Source organism: Streptomyces sp. MI02-7b (genome assembly GCF_033793585.1).
GTDB lineage: Bacteria > Actinomycetota > Actinomycetes > Streptomycetales > Streptomycetaceae > Actinacidiphila.
The window spans coordinates 15350-41559 of sequence record NZ_JARAWX010000038.1 but is presented as its reverse complement, the minus strand read 5'-3'; the positions used below and the strand labels follow the sequence as shown (position 1 = coordinate 41559).

Annotated in this window: 21 protein-coding genes; 15 read left to right on the top strand and 6 right to left on the bottom strand. The window is 73.1% G+C overall.

The genetic code is table 11. From position 1 onward, the window contains the following. The first annotated feature begins 6 nt into the window (after positions 1-6). Positions 7-837 carry a MetQ/NlpA family ABC transporter substrate-binding protein gene (locus PV364_RS37850; protein ID WP_319665468.1) on the top strand — a complete coding sequence of 277 codons (831 nt, stop codon included), beginning with the start codon at positions 7-9 and terminating at the stop codon, positions 835-837. A gap of 33 nt (positions 838-870) precedes the next feature. Here the strand turns inward: PV364_RS37850 and PV364_RS37845 are convergent, their stop codons facing one another. Together PV364_RS37845 and PV364_RS37840 are read right to left on the bottom strand one after the other, a co-directional pair. Beyond that, the gene (locus PV364_RS37845) at positions 871-1272 is read right to left on the bottom strand and encodes an MmcQ/YjbR family DNA-binding protein (protein WP_319665467.1); all 402 of its coding nucleotides are present in this window, start codon (positions 1270-1272) and stop codon (positions 871-873) included. Between the two features lie 45 nt (positions 1273-1317). Continuing rightward, positions 1318-2088, bottom strand: a complete 771-nt coding sequence (locus PV364_RS37840; RefSeq protein ID WP_319665466.1) for a class I SAM-dependent methyltransferase — start codon at positions 2086-2088, stop codon at positions 1318-1320. A 212-nt stretch (positions 2089-2300) separates the two neighbouring features. On the opposite strand from PV364_RS37840, the gene PV364_RS37835 reads away from it, so the two are divergent. The 14 genes from PV364_RS37835 to PV364_RS37770 all read left to right on the top strand — a co-directional run bounded on the left by PV364_RS37835 (position 2301) and on the right by PV364_RS37770 (position 19959). Continuing rightward, complete coding sequence (locus PV364_RS37835) at positions 2301-2945, top strand: GNAT family N-acetyltransferase (protein WP_319665465.1); 645 nt, start codon at positions 2301-2303, stop codon at positions 2943-2945. 101 nt (positions 2946-3046) lie between these two features. Next, positions 3047-4252, top strand: a complete 1206-nt coding sequence (gene cbiE, locus PV364_RS37830; RefSeq protein ID WP_319665464.1) for a precorrin-6y C5,15-methyltransferase (decarboxylating) subunit CbiE — start codon at positions 3047-3049, stop codon at positions 4250-4252. 250 nt (positions 4253-4502) lie between these two features. After that, positions 4503-7673, top strand: a complete 3171-nt coding sequence (cobT, locus tag PV364_RS37825) for a nicotinate-nucleotide--dimethylbenzimidazole phosphoribosyltransferase (RefSeq protein WP_319665463.1) — start codon at positions 4503-4505, stop codon at positions 7671-7673. Between the two features lie 719 nt (positions 7674-8392). Further along, entirely contained in the window at positions 8393-9634 is a 1242-nt protein-coding gene (gene cobA, locus PV364_RS37820; protein WP_319665462.1) for a uroporphyrinogen-III C-methyltransferase, read from the top strand. 6 nt (positions 9635-9640) lie between these two features. After that, the gene (locus PV364_RS37815; RefSeq protein ID WP_319665461.1) at positions 9641-10468 is read left to right on the top strand and encodes an RNA methyltransferase; all 828 of its coding nucleotides are present in this window, start codon (positions 9641-9643) and stop codon (positions 10466-10468) included. A gap of 176 nt (positions 10469-10644) precedes the next feature. Then, positions 10645-11790 carry a transaldolase gene (tal, locus tag PV364_RS37810; RefSeq protein WP_319665460.1) on the top strand — a complete coding sequence of 382 codons (1146 nt, stop codon included), beginning with the start codon at positions 10645-10647 and terminating at the stop codon, positions 11788-11790. Beyond that, positions 11787-13337: a glucose-6-phosphate dehydrogenase gene (zwf, locus tag PV364_RS37805; protein ID WP_319665459.1), complete on the top strand. Its 1551-nt coding sequence runs from the start codon at positions 11787-11789 to the stop codon at positions 13335-13337. Before tal ends, zwf begins: the two co-directional genes overlap by 4 nt. Next, positions 13334-14308: a glucose-6-phosphate dehydrogenase assembly protein OpcA gene (gene opcA, locus PV364_RS37800; protein WP_319665458.1), complete on the top strand. Its 975-nt coding sequence runs from the start codon at positions 13334-13336 to the stop codon at positions 14306-14308. Before zwf ends, opcA begins: the two co-directional genes overlap by 4 nt. Position 14309: 1 nt before the next feature. After that, complete coding sequence (gene gnd / locus PV364_RS37795; RefSeq protein ID WP_319665457.1) at positions 14310-15197, top strand: phosphogluconate dehydrogenase (NAD(+)-dependent, decarboxylating); 888 nt, start codon at positions 14310-14312, stop codon at positions 15195-15197. A gap of 115 nt (positions 15198-15312) precedes the next feature. After that, on the top strand, positions 15313-15954 hold the full coding sequence (locus tag PV364_RS37790; protein ID WP_319665456.1) for a histidine phosphatase family protein: 642 nt from the start codon (positions 15313-15315) through the stop codon (positions 15952-15954). Positions 15955-16181: 227 nt separating this feature from the next. Continuing rightward, entirely contained in the window at positions 16182-17399 is a 1218-nt protein-coding gene (locus PV364_RS37785) for a CoA transferase (protein ID WP_319665455.1), read from the top strand. A gap of 59 nt (positions 17400-17458) precedes the next feature. Beyond that, positions 17459-18238 carry a crotonase/enoyl-CoA hydratase family protein gene (locus PV364_RS37780; protein ID WP_319665454.1) on the top strand — a complete coding sequence of 260 codons (780 nt, stop codon included), beginning with the start codon at positions 17459-17461 and terminating at the stop codon, positions 18236-18238. A gap of 45 nt (positions 18239-18283) precedes the next feature. Next, positions 18284-19033 (top strand): acetoacetate decarboxylase, encoded by a 750-nt coding sequence (locus PV364_RS37775; protein ID WP_319665453.1) that lies wholly within the window; start codon positions 18284-18286, stop codon positions 19031-19033. After that, complete coding sequence (locus tag PV364_RS37770) at positions 19030-19959, top strand: 3-hydroxyacyl-CoA dehydrogenase NAD-binding domain-containing protein (protein ID WP_319665452.1); 930 nt, start codon at positions 19030-19032, stop codon at positions 19957-19959. The genes PV364_RS37775 and PV364_RS37770 overlap by 4 nt, the downstream gene beginning before the upstream one ends. A gap of 35 nt (positions 19960-19994) precedes the next feature. Here PV364_RS37770 and PV364_RS37765 read toward each other — a convergent pair whose 3' ends face one another. From PV364_RS37765 to PV364_RS37750, 4 genes are all read right to left on the bottom strand, one after another. Next, positions 19995-21257, bottom strand: coding sequence for a PucR family transcriptional regulator (locus tag PV364_RS37765; RefSeq protein ID WP_319665451.1), 1263 nt, complete (start codon positions 21255-21257; stop codon positions 19995-19997). Positions 21258-21283: 26 nt separating this feature from the next. Continuing rightward, positions 21284-22783, bottom strand: coding sequence for a long-chain fatty acid--CoA ligase (locus tag PV364_RS37760; RefSeq protein WP_319665450.1), 1500 nt, complete (start codon positions 22781-22783; stop codon positions 21284-21286). A gap of 141 nt (positions 22784-22924) precedes the next feature. Further along, positions 22925-25105: an FUSC family protein gene (locus tag PV364_RS37755; protein WP_319665449.1), complete on the bottom strand. Its 2181-nt coding sequence runs from the start codon at positions 25103-25105 to the stop codon at positions 22925-22927. Beyond that, a complete protein-coding gene (locus PV364_RS37750) occupies positions 25102-26076 on the bottom strand; it encodes a zinc-binding alcohol dehydrogenase family protein (RefSeq protein ID WP_319665448.1) in 975 nt (324 codons plus the stop codon). Before PV364_RS37750 ends, PV364_RS37755 begins: the two co-directional genes overlap by 4 nt. Between the last annotated feature and the right edge of the window lie 134 nt (positions 26077-26210).

Sequence of the window (26210 nt, the reverse complement as noted above, 5' to 3'; positions counted from 1 at the left end):
CTTTTCGTGCGTACCCCTGTCAAGATCACCACTGCCGTCCTGGCCGCCACCGGCCTCGCCCTCGGCCTGGCCGCCTGCGGCTCGGACTCCGGCTCCACCAAGGACAGCGCGAGCGACCCGCTCGTCGTCGCCGCGAGCCCGGTCCCGCACGCGGAGATCCTGGACTTCATCAAGAAGAACCTGGCCGCCAAGGCCGGACTCAAGCTGGAGGTCAAGGAGTTCAGCGACTACGTGACGCCGAACACCGCGACCGAGGACGGCGACGTCGACGCCAACTACTTCCAGAACCAGCCCTACCTGGACGACTTCAACAAGAAGAAGGGCACCCACATCGTGCCCGTCGTCACCGTCCACCTGGAGCCGCTGGGCCTGTACTCCAGCAAGCTGAAGTCCGCCGACGCCATCAGGAGCGGTGCGACCATAGCCCTCGCCAACGACGCGGTGAACGAGGCCCGCGGCCTCGAACTGCTCGCGGCCAACGGCCTGATCACCCTCAAGGACGGCGTCGGCAACGAGGCCACCCCCGCCGACGTCACCGGCAACCCGAAGAACCTGAAGTTCAAGGAGCTGGAGGCGGCCCAGCTGCCGCGCTCCCTGGACGACGTCGACGCCGCCGTCATCAACGGCAACTACGCCATCTCCGCAGGCCTCAAGCCCGCCCAGGACGCCCTGGTCCTGGAGTCCGCGAAGAACAACCCCTACGGCAACTTCCTCGCCGTCAAGGAGGGCAACGAGAAGGACCCGCGGGTGCTCAAGCTCAAGAAGCTGCTCACCTCTCCCGAGGTGAAGAAGTTCATCGAGGACACCTACGCCGGCTCCGTGATCCCCTCCTTCTGAGCCCTCGCGCGCCCAGGCGGGGGCGGCACCGTGTCACCGTGTGCCGCCCCCGCGGTCCGGGTCCGCCGTCGCTCCCGCCCAGTCCAGCCGCAGCTGCTCGGCCCGGGGCAGCCGGGACACGATCAGGTCGTACGAGTCCTCGATCATCTCGCGCACCAGGCGGTCGGGCAGCGAGCCGTCCAGAGTGACGGTGTTCCAGTGGCGCTTGTTCAGGTGCCAGCCGGGGGCGATCGCCGCGTGCTCCGCGCGCAGCCGCACCGCCAGTTCGGGATCGCACTTCAGGCTCACCTGGAGCGGTTCACCGCCCAGCGCGCTGATCGCGAAGATCTTCCCGCCGACCTTGAAGACGGTCACCTCCGCGTTGCGCGGGAACGGGTTCTCCTCGCTCACGCCGTTGAAACCGAGGCAGAAGCCCCTGAGCCGGTCCGTGTCCATCCGCCCATTCAACAGGGCGGCACCGACAGCCACGGCCGCGCGGCCTCAGAGCCGGCGCACCCAGTACGCATCGGTCGTGTACGGCATCTCGATGGCGCCCCTGCCCCGCGTCGCGTCGTGACCGGCGAGCACCGCCTCGACCTCCGCGCGCACGCGCTCCTGCTCCGCGGGGTCCATCACCGCGATGTGGCTGGAGGACGTCATGCGCTCCACCACGTCCGACACCGTCGTCGAGTACGGGTTGGGCCAGTGCCGCTCGTACACCTGCGACCAGCCCTCCCGGTCGGCGAAGGCCTTGCGCCAGCCGCCGTCCAGCGGGCTCGGCAGGTCCCGCGGCGCGAGCCGGAAGACGATGTCCTGGTAGTCCCGCACCCACGGCACGGAGGTGTCGTAGGTGTTCCACACCAGCGCCAGCGACCCGCCCGGCCGCAGCAGCCGTTCCACCTCGGCCAGCGCCTCGTCCTCCTGGAACCAGTGCCACGACTGCGCCGCCACCACCACGTCCGCGCACCCGTCGGGCAGCCCGGTCGACTCCGCGGTGCCGGCCGTGACCCGCACCTTCGGCAGCCGCAGCCCCGCGAGCCGGTCCCGCATCTCCGCCACCGGCTCCACCGCGACCACCTCGGCCCCGGTCAGCGCCAGCAGCCGGGTGAACTTGCCGGTGCCGGCACCGAGGTCGATGACGGTGCGCCCGGCCTCGAGGGCCAGCGCCTCCGCCAACTCGGCCAGGGCAGCCATGGGGTACGAGGGCCGCGACCGCTCGTAGACACCCGCCGCCCGCTGATATCCGACTCCTGCTGCGTGGTGCACCGTCACGCGGGCAGACGCTAGCAGGACCGTATGACCACAGGGGGAGCGGACCTGCGGAAAAGCCGAAGAACAGCATGCCAACTGCGCTCGTCGCGGGGGTGGTTGCCCGTACCCTTGACCGACGGCCGCAGGGCCACCGCGGCCACCCGGTCCTGCGGGTGACCCGATGGATGCTGCATGCTGTGCACTTCACACATGTCCTTGCTACGGAGCGTCGAATGACCAGCTTTCCGGAGATCTCCATCAGTACGGAGCGGCTGGTGCTGCGCCCCTACGAGGAGGCGGACATCCCCGCGCAGGCGGAGATGATGAACGACGAGTCCGTGGTCGCGTGGACCTCCGTGCCGCACCCCTACAGCGAGGCCGACTCCCGGGCCTTCCTCACCGAGACCGCCCCCGCCGAGCGGGCCGCCGGCCGCGGGGTCGTCTTCGCCGTGACCGAGTTCCTCACCCAGCGGCTGGTCGGCACCGTCCACCTGCAGCGCGCCGACTGGCGCATCCGCAGCGCCGAGGCGGGCTACGTCATCGCGCCCTGGGCACGCGGCGAGGGATACGCCGCCGAGGCCGTGCTGGCCGCCGCCCAGTGGCTCTTCGACGACCAGAAGTTCGAGCGGCTGGAACTGCGCACCGCCGCCGACAACGCCGCCTCCCAGCAGGTCGCCCAGCGGATCGGCTGCGTCAGCGAGGGCGTGCTGCGCAACGCGGGCCTGGTCCGCGTGCGGCCCGAGGGGGAGGCCGACGGCCGCTGGGAGCAGATCCGCACCGACCTGATCGTCTGGAGCCTGCTCCCCGAGGACCTCGACGGCCTGACCGGACGCGCCTCGGACGGCTCGGACTACGCGGCCTACGCCGACTGGCAGTGAGCACCCCGTAGGGCAAGATCCGGGGCGGGGTACTGTGCACACCCCGGGGAAGACGTGCCCCGGGAAACCACACCGCGACGCGCCCAGAAGGCAGGACGACGATGGCCGACCGTGTCACCGTGATCGGGTGGGACGGCTCACCACCGGGCGAGGCCGCGCGCTCCGCGCTGGCCGCGGCGACCCTGGTGGCCGGAACACGGCACCACCTCGCACTGCCCTTCGTGCCGGAGGAGGCCGAGCGGATCGTGCTCGGCAGCATCGACCTGGCCGCCCGCCGCATCGCCCGGCATCGCGGCACCGCGGTCGTGCTCGCCGACGGCGACCCCGGGTTCTTCGGCGTCGTACGCGCCCTGCGCGCACCCGAGCACGGCCTGGAGGTGGAGGTCGTCCCCGGCGTGACGTCGGTGGCGCAGGCCTTCGCGCGGGCCGGCATGCCGTGGGACGACGCACGGGTCGTCGTCGCGCACGCGCGCACCCTGCGCCGCGCCGTGAACGTCTGCCGCGCCCACCCCAAGGTCGCGGTGCTGACCGCGCCCGGCGCCGGTCCGGCCGAACTCGCCCTGCTGCTCGGCGACGAGCACCGCACCTTCGTGATCTGCGAGGCGCTGGGCACCGAGCAGGAGCAGGTCACCGTCCTCACCTCCGACAAGGTCCCCGACCACACCTGGCGCGACCCCAACGTCGTCCTGGTCGTCGGTGCCGCCCCCAGCGCGCCGCCCGTCGCCTCCGGGCAGGCGAGCTGGCTGGCCGGCGGCGACCCCGCTCCCGCGGACCGGGTCCGCGGCTGGGCCCTTCCCACCGAGCGGTACGCGCCGGTGGACGGCCCGGCGCAACTGCGCGCTCTTCAACTGGCCCGGCTCGGACCGCGCACCGGTGACCTGGTCTGGGACATCGGCGCGGGCGGCGGCGCCGTCGCCGTGGAGGCCGCGCGCTTCGGCGCGGCCGTCATCGCGGTCGACCGGGACGCGGCGGCCTGCGACCGCGTCGAGGCCACGGCACGGGACTTCGGGGTGCAGGTGCGCGTCGTGCACGGCGAGGCGCCGGAGGTCCTCGAGGACCTTCCGGAACCGGACATCGTGCGGATAGGCGGCGGCGGAGCGGAGGTCGTCGAGGCGTGCGCCGCGCGCCGGCCGGAACGGATCGCCGCGAGTGCCGCGAACCGGGACGAGGCAGAAGCCGTCAGAAGCGCTCTGGAAGAGGGCGGATACGCCGTCGAATGCGCGTTGTTGCAGGCTGTGGAGCTGGACTCGGACTGGACGGAGCGGGAGCGCACGGTGGTGTTCGCGCTCCTCGGCCACCGCAGGTAGGCCATGTGTTGCGCCCGTATTGCGACCGGTTTGAGGTGAACCCCCGCTGAGCACGCGCGGGCACACGCACGGTAGGCTGGCGGACCGCTGTGCCGTCGTCGTGCGTTGACGTCGACTGAGGGCTGATCAGTATCGATCAGTATCGGTCACTCCCCGCCGACGTGCCGCTTGCAGCCCACGCTCGTTCTTGCTGTGGGCAGTGTGTGCGGCGCAGCGTTGGAAGGAGCGAACCGATGGGCGAGGGGCACGCATGACTGACACCGGCCAGGTCCCGGGTGAGGGACTGCCGGAGAACGCAGGCGGAGAAGCGGTTCTGCAGCCGCACGCCGACCTTCCCGGCCTTCCCGGCAGCGGTGCGCAGCAGCCGGTCGTCCCGACCTGGGAGACCGACCCGCTGAACGCGCCGGTTCCGCCCGCCGCATACGCCTACCTCGACCAGCCGGCGGGCCCCGCGGTCGCCGACGAGGACGAGGAGATGCTGCTGATGCCCGGACTGCAGGGGTCGTGGGCCGACCCGCAGCCGGTGCCGCCGCCGCCCGTCGCGCCCGCCGGTGTCCCGGTCGCGCCGGCCCCCATGGCCGAACCCGCCCCGGCGGCGGCCCCGATGGCGCACGAGACCCACGTACAGGTCCACGAGCCGCTGCCCGGCGGTCCTCATGAGCACGATGCCCACGAGAGCGGCGGCCGCGACTCGGTCTCCCTCGACTACTCCGCCGTGCGGGCCTCGGCGACACCGCCTGCAGGTGTCCCCATGCCGGGCACGGTGGCGGCCGAGCAGCCGCAGGGCGTCCCGGTGGAGCCGGTCGTCCCGGCCCCCGCGCCCGCGCCCGCTCTCGAGACCCTGACGCCGGAGCCGGTCGTGCCGGAGGCGCCGCAGGCGTTCCAGGAGCAGGTCCCGGCCGCACCGGCACCCGTCCGGCGGCCGCTGCACATGGGCCCGCCCATCCCGGACCCGTCCAACGGCGGGGGTGTCGTACGGTCCCTGGCCGACCGCGGGCCGGCGACGCCCGCGCCGCAGCCCGTGCCGGCCACGCCGCCGCCCGCGGTGGCGGTGCAGCCGGTGCCGGAGACGCCCGTCGCGACGACCCCGCTCGCGCCGGTGCCGCCGTCCGTCGAGACCCCGCTGCGTCAGGCCGGGCCGCCGACGACCGGCCCCGAGTATCTGGACATCCCGCGCGACGAGCCGTCCGCCGCGGTGCCCGCCCCGGGGGCCGCCTGGTCGGCGCCGGAGCCCGTGGAGACGCCGTTCACGCCGCCCGCCCCCACCGCGCCGCAGGCGGAGGAGGAGGTCGTGGTGGTACCCGCTCCGGCGCCGGCTCCCGAGCCCGAGCCGGTCGGGGAGGCGCTGCCCGAGCCGGTCGTGGCGGAGCCCGAGCCGGTGGAATCCCCGGACGAGCCGCTGCCGTTCGGCATGGAGCCCGAGACCGTCGTCCCCGAGGCCGTCGTCCCCGAGCCGGTGGCGGAGGTCGTCGAGGTCGTCGAGGTCGTGGAGATCGCCGAGGTCACGGATGCCGCCCCGGCCGCCGTGATGCCCGAGCCGGTGGAACCCGCCGGGCCCGGCGAGCCGGTCGAGCCCGTCGTGTCCGCCGACGCGGAAACCGTGGAGGCGGTGGAAGCCGCGGACGCCGTCGAGGCCGCCGAATCCCCGGAGCCCCCTGAGGACGAGGACGCCCCGGAGCCGCAGCTCCCCGTGGCCGAGGGCTACGACCCCGCCGTACGGGACGCCGTCCACCGCGTCATCCGCGAACGCCGCGACATCCGCAACGGCTTCCGGAACGACCCCATCCCGCACGAGGTGCTGATCCGTGTCCTGGAGGCGGCCCACACCGCGCCCAGCGTCGGCCACTCCCAGCCCTGGGACTTCGTCGTCATCCGCTCCGCCGAGACCCGGCAGCGCATGCACGAACTCGCCATGCAGCAGCGCGACGCCTACGCCAAGTCCCTCCCCAAGGGGCGCGCCAAGCAGTTCCGCGAGCTGAAGATCGAGGCGATCCTCGACACCCCGGTCAACATCGTCGTCACCGCCGACCCCACCCGCGGCGGCCGCCACACGCTGGGCCGCTACACCCAGCCGCAGATGGCGCCGTACTCGTCGGCACTGGCCGTCGAGAACCTCTGGCTGGCCGCCCGTGCGGAAGGCCTCGGCGTCGGCTGGGTCAGCTTCTTCGACGAGCGCGAGATGGTCCGCGAACTCGGCCTCCCCGAGCACCTGGAGGTCGTCGCCTACCTGTGCGTCGGCTACGTCGACGAGTTCCCCGAGGACCCGGAGCTCGTGCAGTCAGGCTGGTCCAAGCGGCGCCCGCTGGCCTGGGTCGTCCACGAGGAGGAGTACGGCAACCGCGCCCTGCCGGGCGAGGAGCCGCACGACCTCCTGGAGGAGACGCTGCGCGGCATCCGCCCGCTCGACGCCAAGGCGCTCGGCGAGGCGTGGGAGCGGCAGAAGCGGATGACCAAGCCGGCCGGCGCGCTCGGCATGCTGGAGATCATCTCCGCGCAGCTCAGCGGCCTGTCCCGGCAGTGCCCCCCGCCGATCCCCGAGCCTGCCGCGGTCGCCGTCTTCGCCGGCGACCACGGTGTGCACGCGCAGGGCGTCACGGCCTGGCCGCAGGAGGTCACCGCCCAGATGGTCGCCAACTTCCTGGGCGGCGGGGCCGTGTGCAACGCCTTCGCCAACCAGGTGGGCGCCGAGGTCTGCGTCGTCGACGTCGGCGTCGCCTCCGAACTTCCCAGCACGCCCGGGCTGCTGCCGCGCAAGGTGCGTCCGGGCACGGCCGACTTCACCGCCGGCCCCGCGATGTCCCGTGAGGAAGTGCTGCGGGCCATCGAGGTCGGCATCGAGACCGCGCGCGATCTCGTCGCCGCGGGCAACAAGGCGCTGCTGACCGGTGAGATGGGCGTCGCCAACACCACCGTCTCCGCGGCCCTGATCTCCGTCTACACCGGGGTCGACCCGGCGGAGGTCACCGGGCGGGGCACGGGCATCAACGACGAGATGCATGCGCGCAAGGTCGACGTCGTCCGGCGGGCCCTCGAGCTCCACCAGCCCGATCCGTCCGACCCGATCGAGGTTCTCGCGGCCATCGGCGGCCTCGAACACGCCGCGATGGTGGGCCTGTTGCTCGGTGCCGCGTCCCTGCGGACGCCGGTCATCCTCGATGGCGTCAGCGCCGGCGCGGCCGCGCTCGTGGCGCGTGCCATCGCCCCGGAGGTCCTCGCGGCCTGCATCGCGGGACACCGCAGCGCGGAGCCCGGTCACCGGGCCGCCCTCACGAAGCTGGGGCTGCGGCCGCTGGTCGACCTCGACCTGCGGCTGGGGGAGGGGACGGGGGCGTTGCTGGCGCTGCCGTTGGTGCAGAGTGCTGCGCGGGCGATGCATGAGGTGGCGACGTTCGACTCCGCGGGGGTCACGGAGAAGTCCTGACGGCCCTGTCCGGCTAGGTTTTTTCCCCGCCCGCCCTCCCGTGTGCCCGGCAAGGTCTGGGCGCCCCGGCGCGCGTGTGGGGTGGGCCGGGTGCGGGGCCTCCGGGGCTGCACGTCCTGGACTGGGATATTTACGCGCGTTTCCAGCACCTGCTCATCCCGTCCCTGCCCGGATGGTGCGCACAAATATCCCGCAGCGTCCAGAACATCCACCCCTACGACCCCGCCCCCTCCGTAGTTCCATGCGCCTGATCCCCGGAGGGGGGTGTGTGGGCGGTCCGGGGCGGCTGCGGTTGCCTGACTCCACCCCTTCGGCGTGCCGCGCGATGGCTGGCCCCGCGGACTGCGTTGCGCCAACGGGCGACCCCGGGCACGGTGCCGCTATCACCACCCCCCGGGGATCAGGCGCGACAACCTGCGGAGGGGGCGGGGTCGGAGGGGTGGGTGTTCTGGACTGTGGAGCATATTTGGGTGCATGACCCGGGGTGGTCAACGGCAGGTACCGGAGGCACCGAAATGTGCTGTCCAGAATGGCCAGCCCCGGAGGCCCCGCACCCGGCCCCCACGAAACGGGCGCCGGGGTCACTGACTTCCTGGGGCACACGGGAGGGCGGGCGGGGGAGAAACGCCACCCCAGTCACATCGTAGGGTTGAGGGGCGGAACCCCACCCCCCTCGCGCCGCAGGCGCGCACCGCACGACGACAAGGAGCCGCACGACCATGACCGCCGAGCGCAGCGACGCCGTACCCGCATACCCCGTCGGACTGCGCCTCGCAGGTCGCCGCGTGGTCGTGCTGGGCGGCGGACAGGTCGCCCAGCGCCGGCTGCCGACGCTGGTGGCCGCGGGGGCGGACGTCGTCCTGGTGTCGCCGTCGGCGACCCCGTCCGTGGACGCGATGGCCGCCGCCGGCGAACTGCGCTGGGAGCGGCGCCGCTACCGTCCGGGGGACCTGGCGGACGCCTGGTACGCGCTGATCGCCACGGACGACGCGGAGGCGAACGAGGCGGCGTCCGCGGAGGCGGAGTCGCGGCGGGTGTGGTGCGTGCGCAGCGACGACGCCGACGCGGCGACCGCGTGGACGCCCGCGACGGGGCGGACGGACGGGGTGACGGTCGCCGTGCTGACCGGGCGCGATCCGCGCCGGTCCGCGGCGGTGCGGGACGCGATCGTGGAGGGCCTGCGCGACGGTTCGCTGGCCGCGCCCCAGCACCGGGGCCGCACCCCGGGCGTGGCGCTGGTGGGCGGGGGGCCGGGCGACCCGGACCTGATCACGGTGCGCGGTCGCCGGCTGCTCGCGGAGGCGGACGTGGTGATCGCGGACCGTCTGGGCCCGCGTGATCTGCTGGACGAACTGCCGCCGCACGTCGAGGTGATCGACGCCGCGAAGATCCCGTACGGCCGCGCGATGGCGCAGGAGGCGATCAACGCCGCGCTGATCGAGCACGCGAAGGCGGGCAAGGCCGTCGTGCGCCTGAAGGGCGGCGACCCGTTCGTGTTCGGCCGGGGCATGGAGGAGGCGCAGGCGCTGGCGGAGGCCGGGGTCGTCTGCACGGTGGTGCCGGGTATCTCCAGTTCGATCAGCGTGCCGGCCGCCGCGGGCATCCCGGTGACGCACCGGGGCGTGGCGCACGAGTTCACCGTCGTGAGCGGCCACGTGGCCCCGGAGGACCCGCGTTCCCTGGTGGACTGGGCCGCGCTGGCCCGCCTGCGCGGCACGCTGGTGCTGCTGATGGCGGTCGAGCGGATCGCGCCCATCGCCGCGGCGCTCGTGGCGCACGGACGGGGCGCCGACACGCCTGTCGCGGTCGTCCAGGAGGGCACGACGGCCGCGCAGCGGCGCGTGGACGCGACGCTCGCCACGGTGGGCCGGCGGGTCGCCGAGGAGGGCGTACGACCGCCCGCGGTGATCGTGATCGGCGAGGTGGTGGCCGTGGGCGCCGAGTTCCGGACGGGGCGGTAGTACCCCGTGGCTGAGATCGTCACCATCGACGACCCCGACGACCCGCGGCTGCACGACTACACGTCGCTGACCGACGTCGAGCTGCGCCGCCGCAGGGAGCCCGCGGAGGGCCTGTTCATCGCGGAGGGCGAGAAGGTCATCCGGCGCGCCCGGCAGGCCGGCTACGGCATGCGCTCGATGCTGCTGACGGCGAAGTGGGTCGACGTGATGCGGGACGTCATCGACGAGGTCTCCGCGCCGGTGTACGCCGTCGACCCCGGCCTGGCCGAGCAGGTGACCGGCTACCACGTGCACCGTGGTGCCCTGGCGTCGATGCAGCGCAAGCAACTGCCCGATCCGCGGGAGCTGTTGGCCGGCCCTGGCCCGGGGCAGCGCCGTGTCGCGATCTTCGAGGACATCGTCGATCACGCCAATATGGGCGCGGCCTTCCGCAACGCGGCCGCTCTGGGGGTGGACGCCGTGCTCCTCACCCCGCGCTGCGCGGACCCCCTCTACAGGCGGGCGGTGAAGGTGTCCATGGGGGCTGTCCTCGCCGTTCCGTACGCCAGGTTCGCGACATGGCCGCGTGACGCGGATCTCGTCCGGGAGCACGGGTTCGCGCTCGCGGCTCTGTGCCTGTCGGCGAGTTCCATCACACTCGACGAGCTCGCCGACCGCCGGCACGAGCGGCTGGCCCTGATGCTGGGCACGGAGGGGGAGGGCCTGTCGGCCGGGGCGCTGCGGGCCGCCGACGAGCACGTGCGCATCCCGATGGAGGCCGGTGTCGACTCCCTGAACGTGGCCGCCGCCTCGGCTGTCGCCTTCTACGCCACCCGGCGGCCCGGCAGCGGCTGACGTCGCCACCGGGGCGATTAGTTTAAGTCTAAATTACCGGTGTACGGTCTTCTGAGGCGCACTGCGCGGACCCCCGGGCAGCCCTCCGGCCCGGGCGCTCCACCGGCCGGGGGAGGCGCCGGGAGGACCGGGAATCGTTCGCACGCCCCCACGGTTGATGCGAGCGCAGAAAGAAGATGATCACAGTGAACGAAGCAGCAACCGCTCCCGCGGAACCGTTGCGGCGCCTGGCCGCCGCGGGAGTATCGATCTGGCTCGACGACCTCTCGCGCAGACGGATCACCACCGGCGACCTCGCCGAACTCGTGGCATCGGAGCGGGTGGTGGGCGTCACCACGAATCCGTCCATCTTCCAGGCCGCCATCGGCTCGGGAGAGGACTACCGGGAGCAACTCGCCGAGCTGGCCGTGCGCGGGGTCACCCGCGACGAGGCGGTCCGCATGATGACCGCCGCCGACGTCCGGGACGCCGCCGACGTGCTGCGGCCGGTGTACGACGCCACCGGCGGCCGGGACGGCCGGGTGTCGATCGAGGTCGACCCGCGTCTCGCCCACCACACCGCCGCCACCGTCGCCGAGGCCAAGCAGCTGGCCTGGCTGGTGAACCGCCCCAACGTGATGATCAAGATACCGGCGACCGAGGCGGGTCTGCCGGCCATCGCGGAGGTCATCGGCCTCGGCATCAGCGTCAACGTCACGCTGATCTTCTCGCTGGAGCGCTACCGCGAGGTCATGGAGGCCTACCTGACGGGCCTGGAGAGGGCGAAGGCCGCGGGCCTGGACCCGTCCCTGATCCATTCGGTGGCGTCCTTCTTCGTGTCCCGCGTGGACAGCGAGATCGACAAGCGCCTGGAGAAGATCGGCACCGAGGAAGCCAGGGGCCTCAAGGGCAGGGCGGCACTCGCCAACGCCCGGCTGGCGTACGAGGCCTACCAGGAGGTCTTCGCGGGGGAGCGCTGGACCGCGCTCGCCGCCGCCGGCGCCCACGAGCAGCGCCCGCTGTGGGCCTCGACGGGCGTCAAGGACCCCGCGTACAAGGACACGCTCTACGTCGACGAGCTGGTCGCGCCCGGAACGGTCAACACCATGCCCCAGGCGACGCTCGACGCCACCGCCGACCACGGCCGCATCGAGGGCGACACCGTCACCGGCCGCTACGACGGCGCCCGCGCCGACCTCGCGGCGGTCGAGCGGCTGGGGATCTCCTACGGCGAGGTCGTGAAGCAGTTGGAGGACGAGGGCGTGGCGAAGTTCCAGGCCGCCTGGGACGACCTGCTGGCCGCGGTCGGTGCCGCACTGAACGAAGGAGTCGACGCGGAATGAGCACGGCCGAGACCGGACCTGCCGCATCGTGGTCCAACCCCCTGCGGGCCCCCGGCGACCGCCGGCTGCCCCGCATCGCGGGACCGTCGGGCCTGGTGATCTTCGGGGTGACCGGTGACCTGTCCCGCAAGAAGCTGATGCCGGCCGTCTACGACCTCGCCAACCGCGGGCTGCTGCCGCCGGGTTTCTCGCTCCTGGGCTTCGCCCGCCGCGAGTGGGCGGACCAGGACTTCGCCCAGGTCGTGCACGACTCCGTGCGCGAGCACGCCCGCACGCCGTTCCGCGAGGAGGTCTGGCAGCACCTCGCGGAGGGCATGCGCTTCATCCCGGGCGACTTCGACGACGACGTCGCGTTCAAGCAACTGCGCGCCACCGTCGACGAACTGGACGCCTCGCGCGGGACCAGCGGCAACTACGCCTTCTACCTCTCCGTGCCGCCGAAGTTCTTCCCCACGGTCGTACGGCAGCTGAAGAAGCACGGGCTCGCCGACGCGCCCGAGGGGTCGTGGCGCCGGGCGGTCATCGAGAAGCCGTTCGGCCGCGACCTGGACAGCGCCCGGCAGCTCAACGGGCTCGTCCACGAAGTGTTCGCCCCGGAGCAGGTGTTCCGGATCGACCACTACCTGGGCAAGGAGACGGTCCAGAACATCCTGGCGCTGCGCTTCGCCAACACGATGTTCGAGCCCGTGTGGAACCGCTCGTACGTGGACCACGTGCAGATCACCATGGCCGAGGACATCGGCATCGGCGGTCGCGCGGGCTACTACGACGGGATCGGCGCGGCGCGCGACGTCATCCAGAACCACCTGCTGCAACTCCTGGCGCTGACTGCCATGGAGGAGCCCGCGGCCTTCGACGCCGAGTCGCTCCTCACCGAGAAGCTGAAGGTGCTGCGGGCGGTCAAGCTCCCCGCCGACCTCGGCGGTCACACGGTGCGCGGGCAGTACGCGCACGGCTGGCAGGGCGGCGAGGAGGTGCCCGGCTACCTGGAGGAGACCGGCATCGACCCCGCGTCGACCACGGACACCTACGCCGCGATCAAGCTGGAGGTCGACAACCGCCGCTGGGCGGGCGTCCCCTTCTACCTGCGCACCGGCAAGCGGCTCGGCCGGCGGGTCACGGAGATCGCGGTCGTCTTCCAGCGCGCCCCGCACTCCCCGTTCGACCCGAAGGCGACTCAGGAGCTGGGCCAGAACGCGATCGTCATCCGGGTCCAGCCGGACGAGGGCGTGACGGTGCGCTTCGGATCCAAGGTGCCCGGCACCTCGATGGAGATCCGGGACGTGACCATGGACTTCGCCTACGGCGAGTCCTTCACCGAGTCCAGCCCGGAGGCGTACGAGCGGCTCATCCTCGACGTGCTGCTCGGCGACGCGAACCTCTTCCCGCGGCACCAGGAGGTCGAGGAGTCCTGGAAGATCCTCGACCCGGTCGAGAGGCACTGGGACCGGCACGGCAGGCCCGCGCAGTACACCGCGGGCAGCTGGGGCCCCGCGGAAGCCGACGAGATGCTCGCACGAGACGGACGGAGCTGGCGCAGGCCATGAGGATCGATCTGACCGACACCACGGCAAGCCGCATCAACAAGGCCCTCGTGCGCGCCCGCCGCGCGATCGGATCCCCCGCCGTGGGCGTGGTCCTGACCATGGTCATCGTGACCGACGAGGAGAACGCGCACGACTCCCTGAAGGCCGCCGAACAGGCCTCGCAGGAGCACCCCTCGCGCATTCTCGTCGTCGTCAGGCGGCCGAGCCGCGCCCCGCACCGGCGCGTCGCCTCCCGCCTCGACGCGGAGGTCCGCGTCGGCTCGGACGCCGGCTCCGGCGAGGCGGTGCTGCTCAGGCTGTACGGCGAGGTGGCCGAGCACGCCGACTCGGTGGTCCTGCCGCTGCTGCTGCCGGACGCCCCCGTCGTGGTCTGGTGGCCCGTGGACGCGCCCGCGGCCCCGGCGCGGGACCCCCTGGGCGTGCTCGCCCAGCGCCGTATCACCGACGCGTACGCCGTCGAGCAGCCGCTGGAGCAGCTGGCGGCGCGGGCCGCGTCGTACGCGCCCGGCGACACCGATCTGGCGTGGACCCGGCTGACGCCGTGGCGCTCGATGCTCGCCGCCGCCCTCGATCAGGCCCGTGCCCGGGTCACCTCGGCGGTCATCGAGAGCGAGGCCGACAACCCCAGCGCCGAGCTGCTGGCCGGCTGGTTCGCCGACCGCCTGCACGTGCCGGTCGAACGGGTCGTCACCGCCGGGCCCGTCGTCACCGCGGTCCGGCTCCGCACCGGGCAGGGCGACATCGTTGTCGACCGTCCGGAGGGCGCCGTCGCGAGCCTGTCCATCCCCGGGCAGCCCACGCGCGTCCTGGCCCTGAAGGTCCGCACCACGGCGGAACTGGTCGCGGAGGAGCTCCGCCGTCTCGACCCCGACGAGGCGTACGCCGCGGCGCTCCGGGCAGAGGTCAAGGCGCCCCCCGCGGCCGCCGCCCCCGAGGACGGTTCGTCCCACGAACAGCGAAGGAACGCGTGACATGCAACTCGGTCTCATCGGTCTCGGCAAGATGGGCGGGAACATGCGCACCCGCATCCGCCAGGCCGGCCACACGGTCATCGGCTACGACCGCAACCCGGACCTCGCCGATGTCCACAGCCTGCAAGAGCTTGTGGACAAGCTGGAGGCGCCGCGGGTGGTCTGGGTGATGGTGCCGGCCGGCGCCGCGACCCAGTCCACCATCGACGAGCTGGGCGAGCTGCTGTCGCCCGGTGACGTGGTGGTCGACGGCGGCAACTCCCGCTGGACGGACGACGAGAAGCACGCCGAGGAGCTGGCCGCCAGGGGCATCGGTTTCGTCGACTGCGGTGTCTCCGGCGGCGTGTGGGGCCTGCAGAACGGCTACGCGCTGATGTACGGCGGTGACGCCGAGCACGTCGAGAAGGTCCAGCCGGTCTTCGACGCCCTCAAGCCGGTGGGTGACTTCGGGTCGGTGCACGCGGGCAGGGTCGGCGCGGGGCACTTCGCGAAGATGGTCCACAACGGCATCGAGTACGCCATGATGCAGGCCTACGCCGAGGGCTGGGAGCTGCTGGAGAAGGTCGACTCCGTCACCGATGTGCGCGAGGTCTTCCGGTCCTGGCAGGAGGGCACGGTGATCCGTTCCTGGCTGCTGGACCTGGCCGTCAACGCCCTCGACGACGACGAGCACCTGGAAAAGCTCAAGGGGTACGCCGAGGACTCCGGCGAGGGCCGCTGGACGGTCGAGGCCGCCATCGACAACGCCGTGCCGCTGCCCGCGATCACCGCGTCGCTCTTCGCGCGCTTCGCCTCCCGGCAGGACGACTCCCCGCAGATGAAGATGATCGCCGCGCTGCGCAACCAGTTCGGCGGCCACGCCGTCGAGACCGCGGGCGGCGACAAGTAACCCCCGGTTCGGGCCCACGGCGGCGCCGGTCCTCCAGCGGCCGGCGCCGCCGGCGCCCGACCCGTCCCGAAGTACTCCGCACCACCCGCTGATTGCCGAAAGTGGATGAACGATCATGGGCGACCTGCTCCTGCTCCGCCACGGCGAAACCGCTTGGACCCTGTCCCGGCAGCACACCAGCCACACCGACCTTCCCCTCACGGCCCACGGCGAGGAGGAGGCCGCCCGCGTCGCGCCGCTGCTCGCCGCGCACGACATCGGCCTCGTCCTGACCAGCCCGCTGCGAAGGGCCGTGCGCACGGCGGAGCTGGCCGGGGTGGCCGGCGCCGATGTCGACCCGGACCTGCGGGAATGGGACTACGGCGGTTACGAGGGCGTCACCACCGCGGAGATCCACCGCACCCGGCCGACGTGGAACCTGTGGACCGACGGCGTGGCGCCCGGGCCCGCCGGCCACCCGGGGGAGCGCCCCCGGGACGTGGGCCGCCGCGCCGATCGCGTGCTCGCGCGCATCGAGCCGATGCTGCGCGACCCCGCCGCGGGCGACGTGCTCCTGGTGGCTCACGGCCACGTACTGCGCGTGCTCACCGCCCGCCGGCTCGGCCTGCCGCCCTCCGCGGGATCGCTGTTCGCCCTGGACACCGGCACCGTCAGCCGGCTCGGCGTCGAGCACGGCCGCCCCGTGATCAAGGCCTGGAACATGACGAGGAGCCCGGCGGGCCCCGGGCCGGGACGTCCCCGAGCGGCCGCGGCGTAGATCCCACCGGTACGCGAGCACCACATTCCCGCCGAAGTTGGTGTTACCGGCCCAATGCCCCGTCCGCCCGCGGCTTCTAGCCTCGACGGTGCGGACGCGATCCGGTCCCGTGATCCGGTCCCCGCGGGCGGGACGCACGCGGGACAGCCGGTGGTGGGGGCGTCGCGGGTGCGTATCGCCGGCGTGCTCGCCCGTCCCCGGGTGCCGCGCCGGAGAAGGGACCTGCCATGACGGACACGCCCCTGCTGGCGGGACTGCACGTCGTCGACCTCGCGAGCTTCATCGCGGGTCCCGCCGCGGCCACGGTGCTCGGGGACTTCGGCGCCGACGTCGTCAAGGTGGAACCACCGCACGTCGGCGACCGCTACCGGGCGCTCAGCCGCTTCCCGCCGAACCCCCGCGTCGAGGGGGTCAATTACCCCTGGCAGATGGACAACCGCAACAAGCGCGGCATGGCCCTCGACCTGAAGGCGCCCGGGGCCCGCCCGGTGGTCGAGCGGCTGGTGGAGTGGGCGGACGTGCTGGTGACCAACTTCCCGCCGCGCACGCGGGCCGAGCTGGGCCTGGAGTACGACGATCTGGCGCCCCGCAATCGCCGGCTGATCTACGCCGACGTCACCGGCTTCGGGGAGGAGGGCCCGGAGGCGCATCTGCCCGGATTCGACGTGACGGCCTTCTGGGCGCGCACCGGCCTGATGGACGTGACGCGCGGGCGGGGCGCGCCGCCGGTGATGAACGCGTACGGGTCGGGCGACCACCCGACGGCGATCACCCTGTTCGCCGGCATCATGACCGCGCTGTACCGGCGGGAGAGGACCGGCGAGGGCGCCCGTGTCACGGCGTCGCTGATCGCCGAGGGGGCCTGGTCGGTGAGCATGTGGCTGCAGGCCGTACTGGTCGGCGGCAAGGGCCCCCGCCCGTCCGACCGCACCGACCCGCCGAACGCCCTCGCCAACGTGTACCGTACGGCGGACGACCGCTGGCTGCTGCTGGCCTTCGCCGACGAGGACAAGCAGGTCCCCCTGTTCCTCCGGGCCATCGGCCGGCCCGAGGCGGCCCGCGACCCGGACTGCGCCGACACACCGAGCCGCCGCCGCCACGCCGCCGAGATCGCCGCTCTCCTGGACAGGACCTTCGCGACCCGCCCTCTGGCGGAGTGGCGCGAACTGCTCGACGCCGCGGGCCTCACCTACGGGGTCGTGCGGACGCTCGAGGAGTGCGCCCGTGACCCCCAGCTCCTCGCCAACCAAATCCTGGTGCCCATCGAGGACGGCGCCACCGAGCGGCATCTGACGATCGACAGTCCCGTACGGCTGGACCAGGTACGGAAGGTGCCTCCGCGGCCCGCCCCCGATCTGGGCGAACACACCGATTCCGTGCTCCGTGACCTCGGCTACGACGATGCCGCGATCGAGAGCCTCCGCAGGGCGGCGGCGGTCGACTGAGACCGCGCCGGAAAGGACGGAGCAGAGCAGGGGGGACCGCAGAGAAGGGACTTTCCGCCATGAGTGCGACCAATGGCACACCGACCGTGCGCACCGAGGAACGCGACGGCGTCTTCGTGATCACCATCGACCGGCCGAGGGCCCGCAACGCCATCGACGGCGCCACCGCCCACGCACTGGCCGCGGCGGTCGACGAACTCGAGGCCCGTGACGACCTCCTGGTCGGCATCCTCACCGGCGCCGGCGGCGTCTTCAGCGCCGGCATGGACCTCAAGGCGTTCGCGACCGGGCAGACGCCGGTCCTCCCCGGCCGCGGGTTCGCGGGCATCACCCGCATCTCGATCAACACCCCGCTCATCGCCGCGGTCGAGGGCTACGCGCTGGGCGGCGGCACCGAGATGGCGCTCGCCTGCGACATGATCGTGGCCGCCCGCGACGCCACTTTCGGCCAGACCGAGGTGCACTACGGCATCGTGCCCCCCGAGGGCGGCATGGTGCGCCTGCCCGAGCGCATCCCCCGGAACATCGCCCTGGAGCTGCTGCTCACCGGCGACCCGCTGCCCGCCGACCGCGCCGAGCGGCTCGGCCTCGTCAACCACCTCACCGAGCCGGGCGCGGCACTGACCCGGGCCCTCGAACTGGCCCACCGCGTCGCGCACAACGCGCCCCTGGCGATCGCGGCCGTCAAACGCGTCGTCAACGAGCGGACCGCCTTCCGCGACCAGGACGCCTTCCGCGACCAGGACCGGATCGTCGCTCCGGTGCTGGCCTCCCACGACGCCAAGGAGGGCGCCCGCGCCTTCGCCGAGAAGCGGGCGCCCGAGTGGCAGGGCAGCTGACCGCGCGACCTCCCACCGCACCCACCCATCCCAGGCGGCCCCACCATGCGCACCCAGGACGTGACCCACCGGCTCACCACCCCGTTGGACGCCCCGGCCTACCCCCCGGGCCCGTACCGCTTCACCGACCGGGAGTACCTCAACATCACCTACCGCACGGACCGGGAGGCCCTGGAACGCGTCGTCCCCGCACCCCTGCGCGTCGCCGAGCCGACGGTGCGGTTCGAACTCATGAGAATGCCCGACACCACCGGTCTCGGCGACTACGCCGAGTCCGGCCAGGTGCTCTGCGTGGAGTACGAGGGCGAGCGGGGCGAGTACGTCCTGAGCATGTACGTCGACAGCCTGCCGGCCATCGCCAGCGGCCGTGAACTGAGCGCCTACCCGAAGAAGCTCGGCACCCCGCGGCTGGCCGTCGACTCCGACACCCTGGTCGGCACGCTCGACTACGGCTCGCTGCGGGTGGCGACCGCCACCATGGGCTACAAGCACGCCCCGCTCGACGCGGACCAGGCGCGCGACGAGGTCTGCCGCCCCACCTTCATGCTGAAGATCCTCCGCGGCTACACCGGGGAGCCGCGGATCTGCGAGCTGGTCAGGTTCCAGGTCGGGGACATCACCGTCAAGGGCTCCTGGACCGGCCCCGCCCGGCTGCAGTTGTTCCAGCACGCCCTGGCGCCGCTGGCGGACCTCCCCGTGCTGGAAGTCCTCTCCGCCAGTCACGTGCTGACCGACCTCACTCTGCCGCCGGCCGAGGTCGTCCACGACTACCTCGGCGGAAAGGAGTCGTCATGAACGACACCTTGGACGAGTATCGGCACGTCACCGTCATCGGCGCGGGGGTCATCGGTGCGTCGTGGGCCGCCCTGTTCCTCGCCAGGGGCCTGACCGTCACCGTCAACGACCCGGTCCCCGACGTGGACCGGCGCGTGCGCGGTCAACTGAGGGAAGCCGAGCCGGCGCTGGAGGCGCTCGGTCTGCCCACCGCCGGACTCGACCGCGACCTGCGCTTCGAGGCCGACCTCGACCGGGCGGTCGCGGGCGCCGACGTGGTGCAGGAGAACAGCCCCGAGCGGCTGGAGTCCAAGCAGGAACTGCTCCCGCGGGTGGAGCGGGCCGCGCGCCCGGACACCCTGCTGCTCAGCTCGACCTCCGGCATTCCCGCCACCGACATGGCCCGGGGGATGAAGCAGCCGGGACGCCTGGTCATCGGCCATCCCTTCAACCCGCCGCACCTGGTGCCCCTGGTGGAAGTCGTCCCCGGCAAGGAGACCGATCCGGGGACCGTGCGTCGCGCCGTCGCCTTCTACACGGCGCTGGGCAAGCGACCGCAGGTGCTGCGCAAGGAGTTCCCCGGCTTCGTCGCCAACCGCCTGCAGGCCGCGCTCTTCCGCGAAGCGGTCCACCTGGTCGTGCAGGGCGTGGTGACCGAGCGGGAGCTCGACGAGATCGTCACCGCCTCGATCGGCCTGCGCTGGGCCGTCGCCGGGCCCTTCCGCAGCTTCCACCTGGGCGGCGGCCCCGGCGGCCTGCCCGCCTTCCTGCAGCACCTCGGCCCCGGCCTGGAGGCCGCCTGGCGTGGGCTCGGCACCCCGGTACTCGACGAGCGGACCGTCGAAATCCTCTCCGCGCAGGCGGACTTCGGAGCCGGCATCGGGGAACTGGAGACCGCGCGGGACCAGGCGCAGATCAAGGTCATGCGGGCCCTCGGCGAAGCATGAGGTCCGGCGGGTCATGAGGTTCGGCGCTCAACGGGTCACGCGGGCTTCCTCCTGAGTACCACCGATCCCAGGTGCTCCACGGCGAGCAGGGCGACGTCCAGATCGGTGCGCCGTTCCTCGACGGTGTGGCCCATGGCCTCCTCGGCCTTCCGGATCCGGTACTGCACCGTGTTCTTGTGCAGGATCTGACGGCCCGCGGTGGCGGTGTAACTGCAGCCGGTGGCAAGGAAGATCCGCAGGGTCTCGCGCAGGCGCGAGGAGTGCTCGTCGTCGACGGCCAACGGGCCCAGGACACTCCTGACCCAGGTGCCCAGGTCGTCGACGTTCCCGCACATCAGGGCGATCGGCGCCACCCGGGCCCAGGCCGTGAACCGGCGGCCGGGACTCGCCACCGCGGCGAGTTCCTGCGCGCGCAGGGCCTGGCGGTGGGTGCGGCGGAAGCCCCCGATCCCCGGCTCCACGCCTCCCGCGCAGACCCGCACGGAGGGATCGGCGTCCTCCACCACGTCCGCCAGCCGTTCCCAGGGGACCCGGTCGCGCCCGCCCAACGGCAGCCACGCCCAGGCCAGCGTCTCGTCCTGGGGGACGAACAGGGGCCGGCCGGGGCAGTCCAGCGCCCCGGCGAGCCCGGCCGTGAAGCGGTCGAGCCGGGCCGGCGCGGCACTGCCGTGACCGGGGGAGGGGAGCCGGGCCACCAGCCCGAGGTGATGCTGGGAGAACCGGTAGCCGAGGGCCGACTCGGCCCGGCCGGGGTCGGCGTCCTGCTCCGCGAGCACGTCACGGACGCGTGCGGCCAGTCCGGCGGTCCCGTTCAGCAGCCACCGCTCCCGCTCCCGCCGGTAGACCTCGACCGCGTGCTCGGTGACGCGGTCGACGTGGTCGAAGCTCACCGCCAGCATGCGCGAGGTGGTCGCGGCGGAGAGCTCCTCGTCGACGTACTGGCGGTGGAGTTCGTCGAGACACCGTTGCAGGAAGCACCCGTGGGCGATCCGGAGGACCCTGATCAGCGCGACGACGGGAACGTCCCGCTGGGCCAGCCGCCGCGCGTACTCCCCGGCCGCCGCGGGCTCCCCGACGGCGTCCGGCGGGATGTCGTTCTCGAAGACGTCCAGCAAGGTCCTGACGTTCTCCGCGACGCTCGCGCGCAGCAGGCGCAGGACGGTGTCGTCGCCCCCGAGGGGTGCCATCGCGGACATCACGTGCTGCTGGACGTCGCGGCTGACATCCGGGAGGTGCGGCCTCATGTGCGCTGCCGCCAGGGACAGTTGCTTCGCGGCCTCGGGAGTGTTGCCGGCCATGTCCGTGCGCCTCCGCCGTCGTCGCCCTATCGCCTGCCCGCTTCGGCCGGAGGGACGATCGCCTGCTTGAGGGTCTTGCCGGTGGGTCCCTTCGGCAGCGAGTCCACCAGCCAGACCCTCCGCGGGTACTTGTACGCGGCGACCCGGTCCTTGACGTACTGGCGCAGCTCCTCGGCCGTCGTGTCGGCGCCCGGTGCGAGGACGACCGCCGCGCCGACCTCCTCGCCGAGATCGGGATCGGGCATGCCGACGACCGCGGCCTCGGCGATCGCGGGATGCCCGTACAGCACGGCCTCGACCTCACGCGGGTACACGTTGTACCCGCCGCGGATGATCACGTCCTTCTTCCGCCCGACGATCCAGAAGTATCCGTCCTCGTCGACCCGGCCGAGATCGCCGGTGTGGAACCAGCCGTCCCGCATGGCGGCCGCGGTCTCGTCGGGCCGCCGCCAGTACCCCTTCATCACGTTGTGACCACGGATCACGATCTCGCCGGTCTCTCCGTGCGGCACTTCGTCGCCGCCGGCGTCGACCACCCGCATCTCGACGCCCGGGACCGGGGTGCCGACCGAACCGGGTTTGCGTTCGCCCTCCAGGGTGTTGAACGAGGCGACGGGCGAGGTCTCCGACAGCCCGTACCCTTCGAGCACCACGCATCCGAACGCGGCCTCGAAGTCGCGCACCAACCGGGCCGGCACCGCCGCGCCGCCGCAGACCGACAGCCGCAGCCGGGAGACGTCGTAGCTGTCCCTGTCGGGCGGCTTCAACAGCCTCCCCAGGATCGTCGGCACCCCGGCCAGGACGGTCACCCCGTGCTCGGCGAGGAGGGCCAGAGCCGCTTCGGCGCGGAAGTGCGGCAGCAGGGTGAGGCACGCGCCAGCGGTGACGGAGGCGTTGAGCGTGCAGGTCTGCCCGAACGCGTGGAACAGCGGCAGCCCGCCGAACACCACGTCGTCGGGGGAGAGCCGGATCAGACCGGCGGCCACGTCGCGGTTGCGGACGAGGTTGGCGTGGGTCAGTTCGGCCCCCTTCGGATGCCCGGTCGTCCCGGAGGTGTAGAGGATCACCGCGGTGTCGTCCGCGCGGCGGTCGGTCAGGTCCCCGGCGGTCGGGGCGTCGGCGAGCAGCCCGTCGAACCCGCCGGGCCCGACGACGAGCACCTCGGCCTCCGCCTGCCGCGCACCGGCCCGCGCCTCGTCGGCGGAGGTGTGCCAGGCGACCAGCAGGCGGGCACCTGAGTCGTCGAGGTAGTAGGCGATCTCCCGTGACCTGAGCAGGGGGTTCATCGGGACGACCATGGATCCCGCGCGGAGCGCGCCGTAGTAGGCGATGGCGAACTCCGGGGTGTTGGGGAGCATGACGGCCACGCGGTCGCCCGGGGCGACCCCGCGGTCGCGGAGCAGCCGGGCCATGCCCGCGCTGCCCCCGTCGAGGGAGCGGTAGGAGACGGTCCCGTCGCCCAGGCGCAGCGCCGCGCGGTCCGGGTGGGCGCGGGCGCGGTCCACCAGGTCAGAAGCGAGGTTCATGGGAGAACCGCCCTCCAGCATCGTGGTGCGGTGCCGGCGCCGCCTGGTGCCGCTCTCCTCAGAACGCTACGCCCCGGCCAAGCCGCCACGCCACCGCACCGGGGGCGGGCACGGCGTGCGGCCCCGCGCAGCGGAGGTACGTCACGAAGCCGGCGCGACGGGACCGCGGCGCAGGACCGCCGCCAGGGTGTCGACGGCGTTGACCACGTCGTCCGTGAGGGGCGTCAGATGGACATCGGGTGGGACCGGCTGGTCGCGGAACTCCTCCTGGAGCCGTCGGAGTGGGGGGAGCGCGCCCGGCGGCCGCATGGATCTGAGCGCTCCGGCCAGGTCGGCCATCGTGACGTCCAGGGCGGCGCCGAGGGCGTCGAGGCGCCCGGCGCCGTCATCGGCCAGGTCCGTGCTGCCGCCTTCCCGGCCGACCGGCGGGCAGGGGCAGGGCGAGGCGATGAGGGCGTGCAGCGACAATTCGGCGTGCGCCAGTCTGGTCACCGCGGCGACCAGGGCCCTGGCGACGGCCGGGGTCAGCGGGGGGTGCGCGGGTTCGTCGGCGAGCCGGGCCGTGGAGGCCTCGGCGTCGGTGCGGGCCCGGCGGGCGGCCGCCTGGAGGGTGCGCAGTCGCTCCGCCCTCACCTGCCCCGGATACGCGAGTTCGTGGAGCAGGGCCTTCGCGTACCGTCCGTTGGCCCGCATGAGGCGGGCGAACTTCTCCTGCGCGGTGAGGCCCTCCCAGGTCGGCCACAGGGAGAAGGCGACGAGCGCGAGCGTGGCTCCGATCGCCGTGTCGACCAGACGGGCCGTGGCGGTGGTCCCCGCCGCGAACCCGAGGATGTCGAGGAGGACCACGATGTACACGGTGAGGAAGCAGCTGTAGAGCGCGTAGTTCACGTCGAACAGGGCGTAGGCGGCCGCCACGGTGATACCGGCCGCCACGACCAGACCACCGGGGCCCGGGTGCGCCAGTTCGGCCACGGCGGCGCCGAGCCCGGCTCCGACAGCCGTGCCGATGGCCCGGTGGACGCTGCGGTACACCGTCGAGTTGTAGTCGGGCTTGAGCACCAGGAAGATCGTCAGCACCACCCAGCGGCCCTCGAAGAGACCGGTGGCCTGGACCATCAGTTCGGCGAGGCCCGCGACCACGGCGAGCCGCACCGCGTGACGGCCGGCCTCCCCCGCGGGGGTGAGGTTGGCCCGCAGGGTGAGGACCGTCCATCCGAGGCCGCCCGCCGGGGCCGGTACCGGAAAACCGCTCGGCACATCGCCGGAAGGCGTGCGCCCGCGTGCCGCGTCGAGGCGGCCCAGGATGCGGCTGCAGGCCCGCAGTTGGCCGAGCAGGGACTCGGCGGCCCAGTGCGCACCGGCGCCGGAGGGAGCCTTCAGCTCCGCCAGGTACCGGTCCAGCTCCCGGAGGCGCCCGGGCCGCTCGGCCCGGCCGGAGCTCAGCGCGTCCGCGGTGAGGCCGAGGGCCCGGCCGGCGCCGGCGGTGAAACGGCCGGCGGACCCGGAGGGATCGCCCGCCACGTGCACGCTCAGTGCGGAGAGCGCGGCGCGGATGCGTTCGGCCTGCTCCAGCAGGTCGATGCCGGCCAGCCGGACGGCTTCGGGCAGCAGGGGGTTGGGGTCGGCGAGACGGGCCCTGCCCGGGAGGGCGGCGGACGGCGGCGCTCCGGCCCGCCCGGTGGTCACCTCGGCGGCGTACGCGGCCAGGCTCCGGAAGGACGCCGACAGCGCCGCGCGCTCCGGATCACCCTTCTGCAGCGCCCAGGAGAGGGCGACCAGGGCGCCCTGGAACAGACCGCCGGCGAGCACGAGACAGGCCCGCAGAGCGGCCTCGGCCGGCCCGAGCGGCAGGCCGATCGAGATCAGCAGCGCGACGGGCCACTGAACGGCCGCCACGCTCAGCCGCGGCCCCAGGCAGACGGCCAGCCCGACGAGGTATCCCCAGAGGCTGACGACGACGACCAGCAGCCAGGGAACGGCAGCCGCGGTCGTGGCCCCGACGAACGTGGACACGGCCATCCCGACGCTGGCCGCGGACACCGCGGCCACCCGGGTGCGGGTGACGCCCTGGAAGGACGCGAACCCGGCGGGCAGCGCGCCCAACGACGCGAAGGCCCCGTACTCCAGATGCCCGGCGGCCGATCCCACCGCGAGCGGCACGACCACCCCCACCGCCACCCGGGCCGCGCGCCAAGGCGCGGCGGCGCGCCACCGGAACGGCCCCAGCCGCAGCCGCCGCCGCCACCGGAACCGGCCCAGATAGCTGCGAGCCGACCTCAGATCACTGCGCTCCCGGGACGCTCCCCCGGGTCCGGTGCTCACGGGCGGATGACCACGGCCCCTTTGACGTGGCCGGCCACCGCGCGGTACGCGTCCTGGGCGTTCTCCAGGCTGAAGCGCTCGGCGATCGGCAGCGGACGGAACTGCCCGGAGTCGAAGTACGGCGTGAGCCGGCCGAGGAGCGCACTGCTCTCGACGACGCCGAGGTCGGCGCTGTTGCAGCCGATGATGAGGGTCTCGTTGTGGTACAGGTCGACGAGGTCGATCTCCACGGTCCGGGTGCCGACCGAGCTGATGACCACGAGCCGGCCGCCGTGGGCGAGCGAGGCGAGCGCCGCCGCGGTGGTGACGCCGCCGACGGCGTCGAACACCACGCTCACGCCTTGGCCCGCGGTGCCCTGCTTGATGCGGGAGCCGATGGCCTGAGGGGCGCCGTCCAGGGCCACGAACGCGTCGATGACCGAGGCGGCCGGGGTGTGGGCGGCGGGGTGCACGCGGTCGACGCCGATGACATGGGCGCCCATCACATGGGCGATCTGGGCCACGGCGCCACCGACGCCGCCCGAGACGCCGAACACCGCGATGGCCTCACCCGGAGCCAGTTGGGCCTTCACCACGGTGCCGAGCCAGCCGGTGACGAAGTGCACGCCCGAGGAGGACGCCTCCTCGAAGCCGAGCCGTTCGGGCTTGCGCACGAGCGCCGCCTCGGGGACGGCCAGGAACTCCGCGTGGGAGCCGTCGCGCCGGAAGCCGATGTCGCCACCCGTGCCCCACACCTCGGCGCCGACCCAGTCCGACGGTCCCTCGACCACGACGCCGGCGAAGTTGCGCCCGGGAATGCGGGGAAGGACCGTTCCCTCCATCTGGCCGGCGACGGTCTTCACGTCGGACGGGTTCACGGACGCCGCCCTGACGGCGATCAGCGCTTCGCCGGCCTTCTTCGAGGGATCGGGCCGGGTGGTGATGCCGAGGACATCGGGACCGCCGAAATGATCGAGACGCACAGCGCGCATCGCAAGGCCTCCAGCCTGGTGCGTGTCGCAGTTCCCGCGGCTCTCCATTCTCCCGGGTCGCGGAGGAGGGCGCACTTCTGTGCGGATCGCCGGCGCTCGGAGGGGCGGCCGGCGTCAGGCCCGGCCGCCCCACC

Coding starts and splice junctions, on each gene's coding strand:
- PV364_RS37845 (WP_319665467.1), bottom strand. CDS start 1,272: ATGGACACGGACCGGCTCAGGGGCTTCTGCCTCGGTTTCAACGGCGTG.
- PV364_RS37835 (WP_319665465.1), top strand. CDS start 2,301: ATGACCAGCTTTCCGGAGATCTCCATCAGTACGGAGCGGCTGGTGCTG.
- cbiE (WP_319665464.1), top strand. CDS start 3,047: ATGGCCGACCGTGTCACCGTGATCGGGTGGGACGGCTCACCACCGGGC.
- cobT (WP_319665463.1), top strand. CDS start 4,503: ATGACTGACACCGGCCAGGTCCCGGGTGAGGGACTGCCGGAGAACGCA.
- cobA (WP_319665462.1), top strand. CDS start 8,393: ATGACCGCCGAGCGCAGCGACGCCGTACCCGCATACCCCGTCGGACTG.
- tal (WP_319665460.1), top strand. CDS start 10,645: ATGATCACAGTGAACGAAGCAGCAACCGCTCCCGCGGAACCGTTGCGG.
- zwf (WP_319665459.1), top strand. CDS start 11,787: ATGAGCACGGCCGAGACCGGACCTGCCGCATCGTGGTCCAACCCCCTG.
- opcA (WP_319665458.1), top strand. CDS start 13,334: ATGAGGATCGATCTGACCGACACCACGGCAAGCCGCATCAACAAGGCC.
- gnd (WP_319665457.1), top strand. CDS start 14,310: ATGCAACTCGGTCTCATCGGTCTCGGCAAGATGGGCGGGAACATGCGC.
- PV364_RS37790 (WP_319665456.1), top strand. CDS start 15,313: ATGGGCGACCTGCTCCTGCTCCGCCACGGCGAAACCGCTTGGACCCTG.
- PV364_RS37785 (WP_319665455.1), top strand. CDS start 16,182: ATGACGGACACGCCCCTGCTGGCGGGACTGCACGTCGTCGACCTCGCG.
- PV364_RS37780 (WP_319665454.1), top strand. CDS start 17,459: ATGAGTGCGACCAATGGCACACCGACCGTGCGCACCGAGGAACGCGAC.
- PV364_RS37775 (WP_319665453.1), top strand. CDS start 18,284: ATGCGCACCCAGGACGTGACCCACCGGCTCACCACCCCGTTGGACGCC.
- PV364_RS37770 (WP_319665452.1), top strand. CDS start 19,030: ATGAACGACACCTTGGACGAGTATCGGCACGTCACCGTCATCGGCGCG.
- PV364_RS37765 (WP_319665451.1), bottom strand. CDS start 21,257: ATGGCCGGCAACACTCCCGAGGCCGCGAAGCAACTGTCCCTGGCGGCA.
- PV364_RS37760 (WP_319665450.1), bottom strand. CDS start 22,783: ATGAACCTCGCTTCTGACCTGGTGGACCGCGCCCGCGCCCACCCGGAC.
- PV364_RS37750 (WP_319665448.1), bottom strand. CDS start 26,076: ATGCGCGCTGTGCGTCTCGATCATTTCGGCGGTCCCGATGTCCTCGGC.